Below are 15,605 nucleotides of genomic sequence, written 5' to 3'. Positions count from 1 at the left end.
CTCGTTGTCATACCGTGGCTTGACCACGGTATCCAGAAATATAACTAAAAATACTAACAATGTTAGTATTTTCAACTGGATCCCACGATCAAGTCGTGGGATGACAACAGCAAGTTTATCCACACTTAATGTACCATAATTGGTATAATTTAGCAACTAATATAAAAAAAGTATTTAAAACCTAATCACTTACATAGCTCTATATATTCCTTATTCAATTTTATAACATTCCAAATCCATAAACTCATCATAACTATAAAAATTACTAATAAATATATTATAATAGAATCAAAGTTAGCAGTCGGAATAATAATAAATATCAAAGACTGGATAAATGCTCCAAGCGATTTACCGAATTTAGTACCTATTACCTCTACGGCAGCTTTTCCCTTAGTTCTAAGCTCTAAAGATAAAGGAATATACGCCATTTCTTTTGTTGAATCGAATAATGAATATTTGGACGATTTACTAAGTATGTTCTGAATTGCTCCAACAATAATCGCTGCATATAGAAGATTAAAATCACCGAAACATGATCCTATTTCTTCAATAAAAATTATAAAGATAAAAAACATCAAGCCGGTAATAGACAACATAATAGGAGTTAATAATGCAGAAATGAGCCAACCGAGTCTTCTAAGAATATTACTGCCTATTACCATGAAAGTAACGCATGATATTCCCATCCAAATATTAAACCTGCCCATAAAGTTAACATAGTCTATAGTGTTCGGATGTAATTCTTTTATTTTTGCTTTCCAAGGTCCTTCGACTATATTTATTAATAATCCATAACAAATTATTAATAAAGCAATATGACCTATATATTTTGAGTGAATTACTAATTTAATACTTTCAATTACCGAAAGTTTTGTTTTCGTTTTAGCCGTAACTTTTTTTGTATCTAAAACATTTATGGAATCCGTTAAAATAAATCTATTTATTATTCTAAATAGAAGCATAGCAATTATTCCTGCAGTAACAATAATTGACATGATCGGCTGAAGCATTATAGCATTTCCGGCGGATGAATTAAAAGAATCCGGTAATAATTTTGAATCAATGACGTCCTGCCCGCTTGAGAAAAAGACAAGTACGCTGCCTGCTATTATAAGACCGATATTACCGATCATTCCAAGAACGGGATAGAATCTTTTAGCTTTAGAAGTATCAAAAATGTGATTGGCAAACTGCCAAAACATTAAGTTTATGACTACTGCACTCCATAATTCCGAGAAAATATACATCAGTGCATAACTCCATTTACTACCTATTTTAATGAACCATTTAAAATTAGGGTATGAAGCAATTAAATTATTTATCATTTCATCATTAGGATGATAAATATCTTGATTTGGATAAATAATATAGGCAAATAATAAGAAAAATAGTAAAAAGCTGCCGACTATAATGTAGAAAATATATTCAAAATTTAATTTATTACTAAGCTTAACATAAAGTACGGTAAAAATTACGCACGAGGGTAATACTAACCATAATTTTAAGAAGCTAATAATTTCAGCCCCCATAGAGGGTACTACTAAACTATCTTTGATAGATCTTAAGGCCCCAAAATTAAAAAGAATACATAACATCATTAAAGCCATAGGTATAAATAGCTTTAATTCTTTCCTTTCTATAGGCCAAATTATTTCTTTAACTTTTTCAAAGAAAATTTTAGGCGGTAACATTTTTATTGTAACCTTACATATTAAAGTTAACTTTTAAATCTCTTAAGTGCTAAAGTCAATTAAAATAATCAATTTATACTACTCCAAGGTGTTATTTCTCTATATAGCCAGTAATATTTTGTGATCTTATCTAATTTGCCCTGATTTGTCTCCCATAATTCCTGCTTATCGGTAGTCCATGGCTTAGGTCCTGCATAGTGTAAAATGAAGTAAGAAAAATAAGGGCTTTGAGTCTCAAAATATGTACAAAAGTTCCATCTCATCGATAAGGGATAAATATAATGCTGAAATGTAACATTTAATAAATCTTGGTCAGGAAAAGAAAAATCACATTTTAAATTTTGTAAAGTTTCTAAAAGCATATTTTTATCTTGCTTTTCTCGCATATTTTTTAAGTTTAAAAATACTATCCCGCTATTTTTATAAGAATGAGCCATATTTCTTTTACATTCTTTTGTCACTTTATAATTACAATATGTAATACCTGTATCTATGCTACCCGCCGCAATATAATCACTCATATCTATTTTTTTAAGAGCATTCAAATCATGCAGCACTACAATATCTGCATCAAGATATAATATAGAATCTAGATGCGGAAAGAACAGGGGCATTAGAATCCATAACAATATGAAATCTATAGAAACTATCTAAATCGCTATTTAGTAAACTAGAGGATATTACTGCACCGGCATGAATAGCAAACTTGTTAGTTTAAGTATCTAAACCGTAACTACCGTTTTTAATCGCTTTATATTGCTGAACTAAAGTAGCATTTTTGTCTAGATAAAGACGTAGTAAGTAATCATAACCCTTTGCTACCTCTAAACGTACCATTCCGTCTTCTACTTGAAAAGAGCAAATTTTTTCTAACCTACCTGAATTTATTAAAGTTAATATTGGTTATATAGAGCTAATTTTGTCCTACACCTTGAATAAGATTAAGGAAAATGATAAAATAGAAATAGAAAGAATGCTTAAATCGCATTTAAACCCTGAATTAGGAGAAAAACTTATGAATAGCTTAACTCATAGCTGGGAGCAACAAGGTATAGAAAAAGGTAGAAAAAAAGAGAAAATTATTATAGCTAAAAAGATGCTATCTATAAAAGAGCCTATAAATAAGATTATAAACTTTACAGGTTTAAAAAAAAGAAGAAATTGAGAAATTAAAATAACATAATTACATTACATGCCACAAATAAACAGAATACTCACATTTTTGCATATTAAGCCTATGGGAACTAGAGCTACAGACATATATAGAATTCATGTTAAATAACTCTCGTTTATGTATTATTTGGTTGTTTGGGCTTATTAGCGGTTTTAATCTAATGATTACCGGTAATACTTTAAATTATTGGCTTGCTAAAGAAGATATAGCACTACAAACAATCGGTATATTATCATTCATAACGCTTCCCTACTCTATTAATTTCTTGTTAGCACCGATTTTTGATGCAGTGCAAGTTAAATATTTAAACAAAATATTCGGTCATAGATTATCTTGGATTTGCTTAACTAGTAGTGCATTGATATTTCTTATATATATTTTCAGCTTTCTAGATCCTAGTACTAATCTATTATTATTTGCTTTTACGGCTTTAATTATTTCTTTTTTTAGTGCCGTACAAGATACTATATTAAGTGCTTTAAGAACGGAAATAGTACCTAAAGAATCGCTTGGGTTTACTTCAGGAATATATATATTCGGTTATCGGGTCGGTATGCTTTTAGCAGGTTCCGGAGCTATTTATTTATCTATTTATTTAACATTTAATGAAATATATAAAATCTTTGCCGGTTTAGTATTGATTTATTTAATTTTATTGATTGTAGGAATTAAATATTGTTATTTAAACGAGAACATACATATACAGATAATCAAGAATGATATAAAAAATAATCAAAATAAAAAAAACATAATAAATTTTATATATAATGCGTTAAAACCTATAGGTTCTGTTTATTTCATTATTCTTATATTAATTTTCCTAGTATTATATAGATTACCGGATAACTTAATCAATGTTATGATTAATCCGTTTTTGCTTCATCTTGAGTATAATGCTTTTGAAATAGCAAGCGTTGGAAAGTTTTGGGGCATTGTAGGAGTTATAATCGGTGGACTCGTCGGCGGTATTATTATGAAACATAAAAATATATTAAATAGTATATTTTTATTTGGTATTATTCACGCTTTAGGACATATTTTATTTATTTTTCTTGAAATAAACGGTAAAAATTCTTTATTATTATTTATTACAATAGGAATAGAAAGTATTACCGGCGGTATGACGATGATTGCTTATATCGCTTTTATTTCTTCACTCTGTCAAGGTAAATTTCGAGCTACTCAATATTCTTTCCTTTCATCAATGATGGGGATTTCGCGTTCAATTTTTCCTATAATTTCAGGCTATATGGTAGTAAATTTCGGTTGGCAAAATTTCTTTTTATTTACTACTATTATAACTATCCCCTCTTTACTAATATTATTAAAAATAAAAACTAAACTACAATGAAGATGTATTAAATATTTTTTCACATATAATATTTTTAACACCGTATGTGGCTATATATTCCATTATGCCGAGTATTTTTATATTAAATCAAAGTACTAAATATCATAGTTTTAAAAAAGCTCTACCCAGTATAATTATTGCTTGGATTTGTTATAGCTTTATTATAAGTATGGTTGCTGCCCTCGGTCAATTGTTTATCGTGCCTATCACTTTTATGATAGGAATAGTTGAATTTATTTTTTTAATTTTATATGGGATATAATTTGTGGACTCAATCATATTTTAATTTAACAATAGAACCTCAGCCGGTTTCTATATGGAAACAAATTTTATTTGCTATATCGGTGTCAATATTAAATCCGCATGCAATTATGGATATGATTATAGTAATAGGTACTAGTGCTTTAAAGTATAACGGTATTGCAAAATTATATTTACCTTAACTTGCATAGTTATATCTTAGATATGGTTTTTTTCTTTAGCAGTTGCAGGTTATAATATCAGAAAGCTAAATAAAAGTAGTACGATTTTAACTATAATTAATAAAATAGCTGCTATTATTATTTGGGCAGTTACTTTTTTATATTGGAGTACAAATATACTTTGAAGTAAAATGAATAGTCGGTATACGAAGATCAACTTGGAAAAGAGCAAGGAGGCTGTAAGCCGAGAGGAGCGGAGCGTATACTAAATACGTGAGCATCCGAGGGCTTACAAAGACGACGTAGCCAATTTTTCAAGTTCATCGAGTATATTGCATGAAATCGGTTTTATTAACTAGAAATATTGAAGAAAATAATGAAACTATAAAGGAAATAAGTAAATATAATTTAGATTTACTTTATATTCACTGTCCTTTAATTAAATATGAAACCCTAGATTTTAATATTGATATTTTAAACGATTATTCAAATATAATAATTACTAGTAAATATGCGGCAAATATCTTAGCCGGTCATAATTTAAAACAAGATATTTGGGTAGTAGGTAGTAAGTCAAAACGATTATTGGGCAAGAAAGTAATTTATACCGCTAAAAACGTGGAAGATTTGATTAAGCATTTTCCTCCTGATTTATATGAGCAGACTATATATTTATCTTCAAATGAAATTACTAAAGATTTACCTAGTAAAATAGCTAGACATATCATTTATAATGTAGAATATTTGAATGAGCTGCCCGTATCTATTATAAAAGAATTTAAAAACAATATTGACTTTATACTTCTTTATTCTCAGAATAGTGCTAAGACTTTTATAAAATTATTACTTCAAAATAATTTACTAGAGTATACTGCAGATACTTCAAAAGTTGAAAGTCAAATAAGTGGTGAGCCTGCGGAGCATAGAAAACTACGTGAGCAAAGGCGAATCCTGAAATTTGACTTACCAAATCTTGAAGTATCAAAGGTATATTTACAAGATAGTTTAGTTATAGCCATAAGTTTGAAAGTCGCAAATATAGTTAGACCTTTTATAAAAAATGTGGTTTATTGTGATGATCAAAACCCTAACGATATAATCAAGTTATTATCCGAAAATGCAAAAATTTGATAGTTTATTTAAAAGTACAAACATCTTTTTTATAACAATAGTAATATTTGTCTTATCTTCTTTTACTCTTTATCATAATAGATCCGATATTTTAAAACTGTTTAAAAGTGAAAATAAAGATTTAAGCCAAATTCCTGATCAAACAGTAGAAAATAAAGAAAATACTACCCTGGAAGAAAAGGAAGCAGCCCCTCTATTATCTACCAAGTCGCTTTTAAATTACGTAAGTTCTTTAAAGTTTCCTGAAGCACCAAAACCGGATCCCGCGGTCAAGCCGCAGGATAACAGTATAGAAGTCACGGATGACAATGTAAAAGCCCCTATTGAATCATATTCTAAGAACTATATTCATTATTTATTAAACGTAAATTTATTAGTATATAATTTCATGCAAGATAAGGATTATAGTAAAGAACTAAGAATAGTAAAATTCCGCCTGCTGCCTCAAGATATAAGGAATATTTTAAATAACTTAGAAGCATATAATAATAATTATCTTTTTTCTAAATCAAGTAGTACGGAAGTAATTTTTCCTACCAACCATAAGTGGCTGGAGAAATTTATCAAAATTGAGAAAAAACCTTCTGCTATGATGATAAAAGAACAAGATAAAGCTCTAATTTTAGAGAAATTAAACTATCTAATCGATTTTCTTTATTCAGAAAAATTTATGCAGGAGTTTGTAAATAAAGATGTTTAGGTTATTATTAATATGTGCTACTTTTTTACTATTTTATTTCGGATTTACTTTAATAGAGAGCTTTGATTCAAAAGTTTTTATTAGTTTATACGATTATAATATTGAAACTACGTTGTTCTTTAGTCTTATTTTAGGGCTTTTATTACTAATTTCTTGTTTTATTGTCATTAGATTTCTAATATTAATTATCGATTTACCGTCTAAAATACATAATATTTTTAATAAACGAAAAATTAATCATGATAGATATGCTTTAATTTTAGCTTTTGCCGAATATATTATGAATAATAAAGCTAAATCTGCTTCTATTGCCCGCAAAAATTTATCTTCTGAAGATCTAAAAGATTCACAAGAATTCCATAATTTAATCTTAGCCGTAACTGAAGAGGATGTAGATAGAAAAATTTCCTATTTTCAAAAACTTATTACATCTAAAGAATTTGTTTTTTACGGTAGCAAAAACCTAGCAAAACTTTATTATGATAAATCTTTGTATGAGCAAGCAGAAAATTACGCAACAAAGGCTTATAATTTCAATGAACTTGATAGTGACAATTTAATTACTTTAATGCGTTGTTATGGAAAGCTTTCTCTATGGACGAAATTTATTTTTATAATGAATAAGCTCGCAAAATTTCATAAACATGGTTCTATACTACTGCAAACTCAAGAAATTGCTGAGTATTATTTATTATTAGCAGCGAAGCAAGAAGTAGAAAGTAATAATACGGCTAATGCTATAGATTATTTGGAAACGGCTGTAGGTTTAAATTTTTATAACGACGAATTACTAGAATTTTACTTTAATTTAAATGATAAGCTTAATGTTAATAAAAAGATCAAAATATTAAAAGATGCTTTTCGTATTATCCCCTCTTTAAAATTAGTGCAGCTATTTAAAAAATCCACTTCTCTATCAAATAGGCAAATTTACGAAGAATTAACTCAAGAGTTAGATGCTAAAAAAGATGAAATATTAATTTTGGCAATAGAAGCTTATTTAGAATTGTAGACGTTGATGCATGGCTTCTTTTATGTCATTCCCGCGAAGGCGGGAATGACATCGAGCACGGACCGGACCTCTCGAACCACACAACAAAAACTAATATAAAAATAGTTTCTTTTGGCTCTTACTAATTTCTGCATTTACATTATTATTATGGTGATGATAATTAGATTGGATTGTTATTAAATAATCATTTATTGCTTTAGAAAATTCTTCAGTTTTATAACGAAAGAAATGGTCAGCCCCATTGATAATTTTATAATCAACTTTAATATGGGATTGTTGCTTAGATAATCTATTTGCTAGATCTTTTACATCATCTGCCGATACTATACTATCATTATCTCCCTGTAATATAAACCCTGGGATAGGACAAGGCGAAAGGAATGAGAAGTCATATTTATGAATTGTATTAACCGGTGGCGAAATAGCAATAAAATGATTTATTGCCGGACGTCGCATTACAAGCTGCATAGCTATCCATGCTCCGAACGAAAATCCTAATATCAGATTAGACTGAGCATTTAGGTTATTCTGCTGTAACCAGTCAAAAGCTGCCCCCGCATCAACAACTTCACCGACTCCGTTATCAAATTTACCTTGCGATCCCCCTACTCCTCTAAAATTAATACGTAAGACGGTATAACCGTTATCTGCTAAAATCTTATAGGCATTATAAACTACTTTATTATTCATATTACCCTCGTATAAAGGATGAGGATGAAGAACTAATGCAATAGGGGCATTAGGCGAGGTAGCTTTTGCATATCTTCCTTCGATTCGTCCTTCCGGACCGTTAAAATAAATTTGCGGCATAATTATTCATAATATTTAATTTGTTCGATATGATATTTTACCACTTTTTCTTATTAGTGCAACTATTCTTAATTAAAATATGATTGTATTGACACATGCCGCCATATATACTAAAATATAGTCAAATCAGTGGGATTTAATTACAAGGAGCGAGGAGCGAAGCCTATAGATAATAGGAGAACGACGAGAGACGATGTAAGTGAATTCAAATCATTTGACTATAGCGGATAATAATAGTTGAATGGAGCTATATTATGAATACGGTAGATATTAGATTACGTGTTTCAGCAGATATAAAAATTGAAGCAGAAGAAATATTTAAGCAAATGGGGATGACTATGTCGGAAGCCATGAGGATATTCCTAAATCAATGTATAAATAGCGGCGGTTTGCCTTTCAAACCACACATTAAGATTCCTAATAAAGAAACATTAGAATCATTTAAGCAGGCAGAAAACGGTGAGTTTGAAAGCTATAACTTAAAACAATTTGAAAAATTTTTAGACGACATCGCTAAATGAAACAAATTCACTCTACCGTAATTTTTAATCGCGATTTAAAACGATTGGTTAAAAGAGGTAAAAATATCAAAAAAATACAAGCAATAGTGAATATGCTTATAAACAATATTGCTTTACCACAAAAATATAGACCTCATAAACCCATGGGTGATCATTACCCAAAATGGGAATGTCATATTGAACCTGATTGGCTATTAATATAAAATAAAAAAAGATACAATTATTTTATATCGTACTGGAACTCATTCCGATTTATTTTAATATAACAATAGCAAATTATAAAAGTAATTTGCTATTCACTATTATCTAAGAAAATACTGCTCGCTCCACTGCATCTACGCTATGTTGTACTAAATCCTTAGCAATTTCTTTAGTAATCATCTTTTTTAGACCGTTTTTAAGTTCTTGTCTAACACATCCAAGCATTTGCGGTTCTGCTACAATAATCAATTCTTTATATTTAGCTTGATCATTTCCTGCTATTTTTTCTAAATGCTTAATAATACTTCTGGCTGCTTCTTTATGTTCTATATCTTTTAGCGAAGTATGCGGCTCAAAAAGTGATCCTGGGGTAGATTTATTTTGGTAAAGGCTTTGTCTTTTTTCTCTATGGTGGTGATGTTCCTCTAAATCCAAAGATAATTTTAAAGGTTTATTAGTAGTAATTTTAACTCCTTGAGCGTCGTAAAGCATCATTTGCTTACTATCGATAACCGCAATTAATTTTAACGGTGCTGTACTTACCATAAATACCTCCATAAAAACTAGTTAGTAATTTTATGATAATACTAATTACTTTTAAAACCTAATATTAATTTAATAATTTTTGCTTTTCACTGTTAATAATTTGCTCAACCTTGTCATTAAGTATACGTACGTCTGTTTGCTCTACCTCTTCTTTTTCTATTACACCTATAATCTTTACCTTTATAGTTCCAGGCTGCTTAAACCAAAAACCTCTAGGCCAAAATAAACCGGCATTATGAGCCATCATTACAATCGGAACTTTAGTAATTGAAGCAAGCTTTACAGCACTTGGCTTAAATTTTACCGTTCTCTCAGGCGGGACTTTGGTTGATTCCGGAAATATTATTAACCATAATCCTTCTTTTATTTTTTCCTGACCTTCTCTTAAAATTTGAGCAACTGAGCTATTAGTACCACGGTCAACCGCAATAGGTTTAACCATCCGAAGTCCCCAACCAAGCAAGGGTATATTAAATAATTCACGCTTTAATACCCAAGAATGTTTAGGAATAATCAGTTGCATAAACATTTGATCCCAAAAGGATTGGTGATTAGACACGACTATTGAAGTAGTCTTCGGTAATTTCTCAAGCCCCTCTACTTTATATTTAAGACCGCAACAAATTTTTGCAAGCCACACAAAAGCATAAGAAAAGATAATGGCAATTCTATATCTTATTTGATAGTTGACATTGAAAAATGTTACGGGTATGTAACATATAAGAAAAAAAATAAATGTAAATAACGATAATAATCCGTAAAATGATAAAATTCTTAAACGCCAAAGCATAATTATTAAAATAATTATATTAATTAAAATGGTATTTATAACATAATTTTACAATGAGTAAAATAAAAAGGTATTAAATGAAAAAAACTGTTCTTTCCGGTGTGCAAGCAACCGGTTCTTTACATCTCGGTAACTACTTAGGTTCAATTACAAACTGGGTTAGAATGCAGGAAGAATATAATTGTTTTTTCTTCTTAGCAGATTTGCATGCTATCACGGTTGATATTAAACCGTCAGAACTTAATAATTCAATTATGGAGGTTCTTGCTATTTATTTAGCAGCAGGACTAGAGTCTGATAAAGTAACAATCTTTGCACAAAGTATGGTGAAAGAGCATACTGAACTTGCTTGGCTACTAAATTGCGTTACACCGCTTGGATGGTTAAAGCGGATGACGCAATTTAAAGATAAAGCAGGTAGCGATCAAGAAAAGGCTTGTCTTGGGTTATTTTCCTACCCGGCACTTATGGCAGCCGATATACTTATATATAAAGCGGATATAGTACCTGTCGGTGAAGATCAAAAACAGCATCTAGAGCTAACAAGAGATATTGCAGGGGTGATAAATAGGAAATTTGATAAAGAAATTCTAAAAGTTCCGGATATTTTAATTAGTGAAACAGGAGCAAGAATCATGAGCTTACGAGACGGATTAAAGAAAATGAGTAAATCCGATATTTCAGATTTTTCCCGTATCAATTTAAAAGATGATAACGATCTTATTCATCAAAAAATAAAAAAAGCCAAAACTGATCATTTAAGTTTCGTTAGCTATGATAAAGAAACAAGACCGGAAATTAGTAATTTATTAGATATTTATAGAAGCTTGTCTGAAGAAAGCTTAGAAAAAATAATCGATAATTATCAAAACCAAGGCTTTGCAAAATTTAAAGAAGATTTAGCAGAAATTATTATTACAAATCTACAACCGATACGTGATAAATATTTAGAATTAATGAATGATCAAGAATATTTATTAAAAATACTGCATAAAGGAGCAGAAAAAGCAAAAATTAGAGCCTCTGAAACGGTAAATGAAGTGAAAGAACAATTCGGATTTGTAATTTAAATTTATATTTTTCAAGATTTTCCTTGAATTACGCAACATTTTTTGCTATGAATCTTCTTGGATAGGTGGCCGAGCGGTTTAAGGCACTAGTCTTGAAAACTGGCGTACGGGCAACCGTACCGTGGGTTCGAATCCCACCCTATCCGCCAGCTCAGTTTATGGTATTATGCTCTTGTATTTTCTTTATAATGCTTAGTATATTTATCTAGTAAAATCCTAATCATTTTTTGATAAGGAACATGTGCAGTTGCTGCTTCTGATTTAAAAAATTCTACGCTCTCTTTACTTAAAGAAATGGTTACTTTTACAGAATCATCTTTTAATAAAAGTTCTCTAGGGTGTGGCAAGAAATCTTTTACTATTTTTACTGCATCTATTCCCCCGTCAGTGTATTTTATTCTCTTGCTCATAAATCCTCTTACCTTTACGCCAGTATCCTACTCCAAAAATTCTTATATGATTATCTTGGAACATAAAACGGACTGTTAAAATATTACCATCAACTTTACCTAAACAAAAATATCTTTTTTCTGTAATACTATGGTCTACATCCTCAAGAATTATCCTTTTTATATCTAGAAAAGCTTTTTGAGCTTCATAAAAGCTTATGTTATGCTTCCCAATATTAATTTTATTTTTTTCTTCATCCCATTCAAAAGAAGAATGTATTTTTAACCTTTAATAGATTAATTTAATAATACTTAGCTTTATACTAAATGTCCATATATTTGTATGGGTAATAAACCATACCTTTTAGTTTTAAATTAAAATTTAAGAAAAAATTTATTAACTATTTTACCGCCATATTTCATTATTCCAAAGAGTATCTAAAAATTCTTGAATAGGCCAAATGGTAATTTCTTTATTTTCTAAATTAATTATACGTTTTGTTTTTTCTAAAGATATAACATGTAATTTAAAGTCACTATCTTTGCTGAATTCTAATAGACCTTTTAAATGATTTTTTTGTATAGAAGAAGCGATTTTAACTTCAAATGCATTATTTTGAAATATAAAATCAACCTCATATCCTTCTTTGGTACGCCAATAAAATAACTCATCTCTTTTATCGTTTAAGTGTTTATAAGCTATTAACTCTAAGAATACATAATGCTCAAAAGCTTTACCGGCATCAAACCCTATCATTTCCTGATATTTATATTTCCTTAGATAATTTGCGAGTGCGGTATCGAAAAGGTAAAATTTAGGCATTTCCGTAATAATTTGCCTTTTACTATGTGATCTATACGGATAAAGATGATATCCTAAATACATATCTTCTAATATTTCAAAATATGTTCTAACGGTTTTTGCATCAACGCTGCAATCTCTTGCTATATTGCTATAATTTATCATCTCACCGTTTGAAATACCTATAATCTCTAAGAATTTAGCAAATGCCTCACGCTTTCTAAGATTAGCTTCAAATTGCACTTCCGGCAAAATATAATCATATAAATAAGACGCAAGATATTTATGAATCTTTTTTAATGTAATATAATGATCCGGTATTAGTCCATGATTGAAAATTTTATGCCAATCAAGCTCTTTTATTTCAGGATAACATAAGGGTAAAAACATATATCTCCACGCTCTTCCCCCAAGCAAATTGCTACCTGTTGATTTTAAACGCCTAGCACTGGAGCCGCAAAGGATAAATTGTAAAGATTTATTAGATTCTATTAAATAATGAACCTCATCTAACAGTAAGGGAATTTTTTGCACCTCATCAATAATAATAGTTGAGATGCCGTCTTTTGACTTAAGCTCTTCTCTTAAACGTTCAGGATTTTGAAAGTAGCCTTTATATATATCAGCTTGTAATAAATCTATATATAAACTATCTGGAAAATGTTGTTTTAAATATGTTGACTTACCGGTTTTACGTGCTCCCCATAAAAAACAAGATTGTCCTTTTGGTAATTCTAGGTCTAAAAATCTTTGTATCGTCATGATAATACCTTTCAAATTTAGATATTTAAGGAGTATACTCCTTAAATATCTGATATTTAAGGAGTATACTCCTTAAATATCTATTTGTCTAGCTGATTCAACATCATTTTAGCGGCTTTTATACTTGCTTCTTTTGAGGTTTTTATATTGGTAGTTTCGGTGTGGAAGATTATTTTACTACCGTCGAGGTTACCTAGCATGAAATCGGTTTTTATACTAGACATCTTCCCAAACTCTACTTCTAGGGGTAATTTGTATGTCAATTCAGTACTCGCATCTGTGCTATCGCTTTTGTATGCTGCGGCGGCAAGTGCTTCCGTGTTGCCTTCAAATTCCTCCCTATAAGCGAGTTTGGAAAGATGTCTAGTATCCGTATCTAAATATTTAGAGTAAGCAGCAATCGGCGTGCAGCAATTAGCATCTAGATATTCTAAAAATGCTCTTTCGGGTTTTATTAGTTCAAAGGTAGGAAGATGATTAATTTGGTTGCATATCTCAAGCATAGCATTATCATCTTGTCGTATTTCAACTGCAATGACTCCCTGCCCTATACACGGTAACATCTGTGAATACTCTATCAAATGACAATACTCTGGATTAAACGCCCCTAACCTTTTAAGACCTGCATATGCTAAAATTGTTGCGTCAACTTCGCCGGTCATTAGCTTTTTTATTCTTGAATCAACATTCCCTCTAAAAACCGTTACCTTTAAATCCGCTCTTATTTTTTGGATAAATGCTTTTCTTCGTACTGCCGAGCTACCTATTACAGCATTTTGCGGCAGCTCTTCTATGGATTTATAATTTAAACATACAAAAACATCTCTAGGATCTTCACGCTCTAAAACGGCAGCAATTACTAGCTCTTCAGGTATTCTACCAGGTACGTCTTTTAAAGAATGAACGGCTAAGTCAATTTTTTTATCAAGCAAGGCTTGCTCTATTTCCTTTAAAAATAAAGCTTTACCGCCTATATCGTATAATGGTTTATTTTGGATTAAATCCCCGCTAGTAATAATGGATACTATTTCACAATTAATATCAGGAAAAAATTGTTTGATTTGCTGAATAACTAAATTAGTTTGTATTAAAGCAAGCGGACTTTTTCTTGTACCTATTTTGATAGAATTTGTCATTTGTTTTCTACTATTTCAAAAGGACTAGTAAAACTTAAAACATTACTGCTTATAATTACTTCATGATGCATAATAACCGGATGATTTACCTCTCCATGCCCTATTCCTACTGCTTTATAAGTTCTAATATTTGGAATATCATTTAAATAAAAACTTTTTATAGTTTGTTCTATAAACTCATCCCCTTTAGTAAAAACACCGAAAATTATTGCTTTTATACATTCAAATATACCGGCATTTTTTAACTGAACTAAATTACGATGTACTGTATAACCTTTTTCATTAACATCTTCAAGCAGTAATATATTACTCTTTTTTAGATTAACGGAAGTTCCTATTAATTTGCTAAAAACCGTTAAATTTCCGCCTGTTATTGTACCTGTTATATTTTCTTCACTAATTTTCTTTATAGGTGTAAGTTGTATTTTACTCTTTCTCCCTTCAAGAACATCTATTATAGGCATAATAGCCTGATTAGTAGGCGGTAGTAACGAGGTTAGTACTGAACCATGTATAGTTGGGATATTATAATGGTTATTTAGTAATAAATGCAAAACGGTAATATCGCTATAGCCTATCAGGACTTTATCCCCTTTTTGCTCTATATTAAAACAATCTTCTACAAATTCACCGCATCCATATCTGCCATGAAAAGCCCAAATTATTTTAACCTTCTCATTTTCCATGGCTACTTTAAACATTCTCAACCTTTCCTCTTTAGGAGCAGCGAAAAAAGGCAATTCATCACCTGAAAAAATCTTATCATCTACGTTTTCTATGTTTTTCACGCTTATAATCAAGTTTAAACTGTGCAGTACGTTTAATCGTTCTCATTTAAATCGGATAATAAATTATTTATATTACCAATATGAACTAATTTGCCGCTTCTTGCAGCTTTCATAGCTTTAATTGTTTCATCATTTGGGATAAGCGGTTCAAACGGTAATGCTTTTTCACGAGCAACACGAAATAAAAGCATACGAACAGCATCGGACACAGTAAGCCCCATAGCAGCAAGCACTACAGTTGCTTCTTCTTTCACGTCTTCATTAATACGAGCTCGAACAATAGAACCAGCAGACATAAAATTCTCTTTA

Annotated in this window: 17 protein-coding genes, 1 tRNA gene and 4 pseudogenes; 11 read left to right on the top strand and 11 right to left on the bottom strand. The window is 30.2% G+C overall.

Going from position 1 to position 15,605, the window contains the following annotated elements:
- Positions 1 to 185: 185 nt before the first annotated feature.
- On the bottom strand, positions 186 to 1,691 hold the full coding sequence (tlc3, locus tag RAS_RS02735; RefSeq protein WP_147142118.1) for a nucleotide exchange transporter Tlc3: 1,506 nt from the start codon (positions 1,689 to 1,691) through the stop codon (positions 186 to 188).
- A gap of 68 nt (positions 1,692 to 1,759) precedes the next feature.
- A pseudogene (locus RAS_RS10690) lies at positions 1,760 to 2,576 on the bottom strand (glycosyltransferase); the annotation flags it as partial.
- A 46-nt stretch (positions 2,577 to 2,622) separates the two neighbouring features.
- Between RAS_RS10690 and RAS_RS02725 the strand changes: the two are divergent.
- From RAS_RS02725 to RAS_RS02695, 6 genes and pseudogenes are all read left to right on the top strand, one after another.
- Positions 2,623 to 2,856: a transposase gene (locus RAS_RS02725; protein WP_147142116.1), complete on the top strand. Its 234-nt coding sequence runs from the start codon at positions 2,623 to 2,625 to the stop codon at positions 2,854 to 2,856.
- Between the two features lie 106 nt (positions 2,857 to 2,962).
- On the top strand, positions 2,963 to 4,216 hold the full coding sequence (locus RAS_RS02720; RefSeq protein ID WP_147142112.1) for an AmpG family muropeptide MFS transporter: 1,254 nt from the start codon (positions 2,963 to 2,965) through the stop codon (positions 4,214 to 4,216).
- Between the two features lie 13 nt (positions 4,217 to 4,229).
- Positions 4,230 to 4,833: pseudogene (locus RAS_RS10685) on the top strand (LysE/ArgO family amino acid transporter).
- 141 nt (positions 4,834 to 4,974) lie between these two features.
- Positions 4,975 to 5,769: a uroporphyrinogen-III synthase gene (locus RAS_RS02705; RefSeq protein ID WP_010422910.1), complete on the top strand. Its 795-nt coding sequence runs from the start codon at positions 4,975 to 4,977 to the stop codon at positions 5,767 to 5,769.
- Positions 5,756 to 6,469 carry a hypothetical protein gene (locus RAS_RS02700; RefSeq protein ID WP_147142111.1) on the top strand — a complete coding sequence of 238 codons (714 nt, stop codon included), beginning with the start codon at positions 5,756 to 5,758 and terminating at the stop codon, positions 6,467 to 6,469. Before RAS_RS02705 ends, RAS_RS02700 begins: the two co-directional genes overlap by 14 nt.
- Positions 6,462 to 7,481 (top strand): tetratricopeptide repeat protein, encoded by a 1,020-nt coding sequence (locus RAS_RS02695; RefSeq protein ID WP_147142109.1) that lies wholly within the window; start codon positions 6,462 to 6,464, stop codon positions 7,479 to 7,481. The genes RAS_RS02700 and RAS_RS02695 overlap by 8 nt, the downstream gene beginning before the upstream one ends.
- 90 nt (positions 7,482 to 7,571) lie before the next feature.
- Here RAS_RS02695 and RAS_RS02690 read toward each other — a convergent pair whose 3' ends face one another.
- The gene (locus RAS_RS02690) at positions 7,572 to 8,291 is read right to left on the bottom strand and encodes an alpha/beta hydrolase (RefSeq protein ID WP_147142107.1); all 720 of its coding nucleotides are present in this window, start codon (positions 8,289 to 8,291) and stop codon (positions 7,572 to 7,574) included.
- Positions 8,292 to 8,408: 117 nt separating this feature from the next.
- Here RAS_RS02690 and RAS_RS02685 point away from each other — a divergent pair.
- The 3 genes and pseudogenes from RAS_RS02685 to RAS_RS02675 all read left to right on the top strand — a co-directional run.
- Positions 8,409 to 8,516, top strand: a pseudogene (locus RAS_RS02685) (palindromic element RPE2 domain-containing protein); the annotation flags it as partial.
- Positions 8,517 to 8,545: 29 nt separating this feature from the next.
- Positions 8,546 to 8,812, top strand: coding sequence for a type II toxin-antitoxin system RelB/DinJ family antitoxin (locus tag RAS_RS02680; RefSeq protein WP_010422900.1), 267 nt, complete (start codon positions 8,546 to 8,548; stop codon positions 8,810 to 8,812).
- Positions 8,809 to 9,015 carry a type II toxin-antitoxin system YafQ family toxin gene (locus RAS_RS02675; RefSeq protein WP_232049306.1) on the top strand — a complete coding sequence of 69 codons (207 nt, stop codon included), beginning with the start codon at positions 8,809 to 8,811 and terminating at the stop codon, positions 9,013 to 9,015. The genes RAS_RS02680 and RAS_RS02675 overlap by 4 nt, the downstream gene beginning before the upstream one ends.
- 103 nt (positions 9,016 to 9,118) lie before the next feature.
- Here RAS_RS02675 and RAS_RS02670 read toward each other — a convergent pair whose 3' ends face one another.
- Together RAS_RS02670 and RAS_RS02665 are read right to left on the bottom strand one after the other, a co-directional pair.
- Positions 9,119 to 9,559, bottom strand: coding sequence for a host attachment protein (locus tag RAS_RS02670; protein ID WP_010422898.1), 441 nt, complete (start codon positions 9,557 to 9,559; stop codon positions 9,119 to 9,121).
- Between the two features lie 64 nt (positions 9,560 to 9,623).
- Positions 9,624 to 10,349, bottom strand: coding sequence for a lysophospholipid acyltransferase family protein (locus RAS_RS02665; protein ID WP_147142103.1), 726 nt, complete (start codon positions 10,347 to 10,349; stop codon positions 9,624 to 9,626).
- A 77-nt stretch (positions 10,350 to 10,426) separates the two neighbouring features.
- Between RAS_RS02665 and trpS the strand changes: the two genes are divergently transcribed.
- Complete coding sequence (gene trpS / locus RAS_RS02660; RefSeq protein ID WP_147142101.1) at positions 10,427 to 11,419, top strand: tryptophan--tRNA ligase; 993 nt, start codon at positions 10,427 to 10,429, stop codon at positions 11,417 to 11,419.
- 59 nt (positions 11,420 to 11,478) lie between these two features.
- Positions 11,479 to 11,568 (top strand) — tRNA-Ser (locus RAS_RS02655).
- A 15-nt stretch (positions 11,569 to 11,583) separates the two neighbouring features.
- On the opposite strand, the gene RAS_RS02650 is transcribed toward RAS_RS02655, so the two are convergent.
- From RAS_RS02650 to RAS_RS02625, 6 genes and pseudogenes are all read right to left on the bottom strand, one after another.
- The gene (locus RAS_RS02650; protein WP_147142048.1) at positions 11,584 to 11,829 is read right to left on the bottom strand and encodes a CopG family transcriptional regulator; all 246 of its coding nucleotides are present in this window, start codon (positions 11,827 to 11,829) and stop codon (positions 11,584 to 11,586) included.
- A complete protein-coding gene (locus tag RAS_RS02645; protein WP_232049353.1) occupies positions 11,804 to 12,028 on the bottom strand; it encodes a BrnT family toxin in 225 nt (74 codons plus the stop codon). The genes RAS_RS02650 and RAS_RS02645 overlap by 26 nt, the downstream gene beginning before the upstream one ends.
- Before the next feature lie 186 nt (positions 12,029 to 12,214).
- Positions 12,215 to 13,372 carry an ATP-binding protein gene (locus RAS_RS10990; RefSeq protein WP_147142099.1) on the bottom strand — a complete coding sequence of 386 codons (1,158 nt, stop codon included), beginning with the start codon at positions 13,370 to 13,372 and terminating at the stop codon, positions 12,215 to 12,217.
- Positions 13,373 to 13,452: 80 nt separating this feature from the next.
- The gene (gene hemC / locus RAS_RS02635; protein ID WP_147142096.1) at positions 13,453 to 14,508 is read right to left on the bottom strand and encodes a hydroxymethylbilane synthase; all 1,056 of its coding nucleotides are present in this window, start codon (positions 14,506 to 14,508) and stop codon (positions 13,453 to 13,455) included.
- Positions 14,505 to 15,278 (bottom strand): annotated as a pseudogene (locus RAS_RS02630) (LD-carboxypeptidase); the annotation flags it as partial. The pseudogene RAS_RS02630 and the gene hemC, both read right to left, overlap by 4 nt.
- Positions 15,279 to 15,328: 50 nt before the next feature.
- The gene (locus RAS_RS02625) at positions 15,329 to 15,592 is read right to left on the bottom strand and encodes a type II toxin-antitoxin system RelB/DinJ family antitoxin (RefSeq protein ID WP_010422883.1); all 264 of its coding nucleotides are present in this window, start codon (positions 15,590 to 15,592) and stop codon (positions 15,329 to 15,331) included.
- Positions 15,593 to 15,605 lie beyond the last annotated feature (13 nt).

This window comes from Rickettsia asiatica (assembly GCF_007989425.1).
Lineage (GTDB): Bacteria > Pseudomonadota > Alphaproteobacteria > Rickettsiales > Rickettsiaceae > Rickettsia > Rickettsia helvetica.
This window is presented reverse-complemented; position numbering and strand designations above follow the sequence as displayed.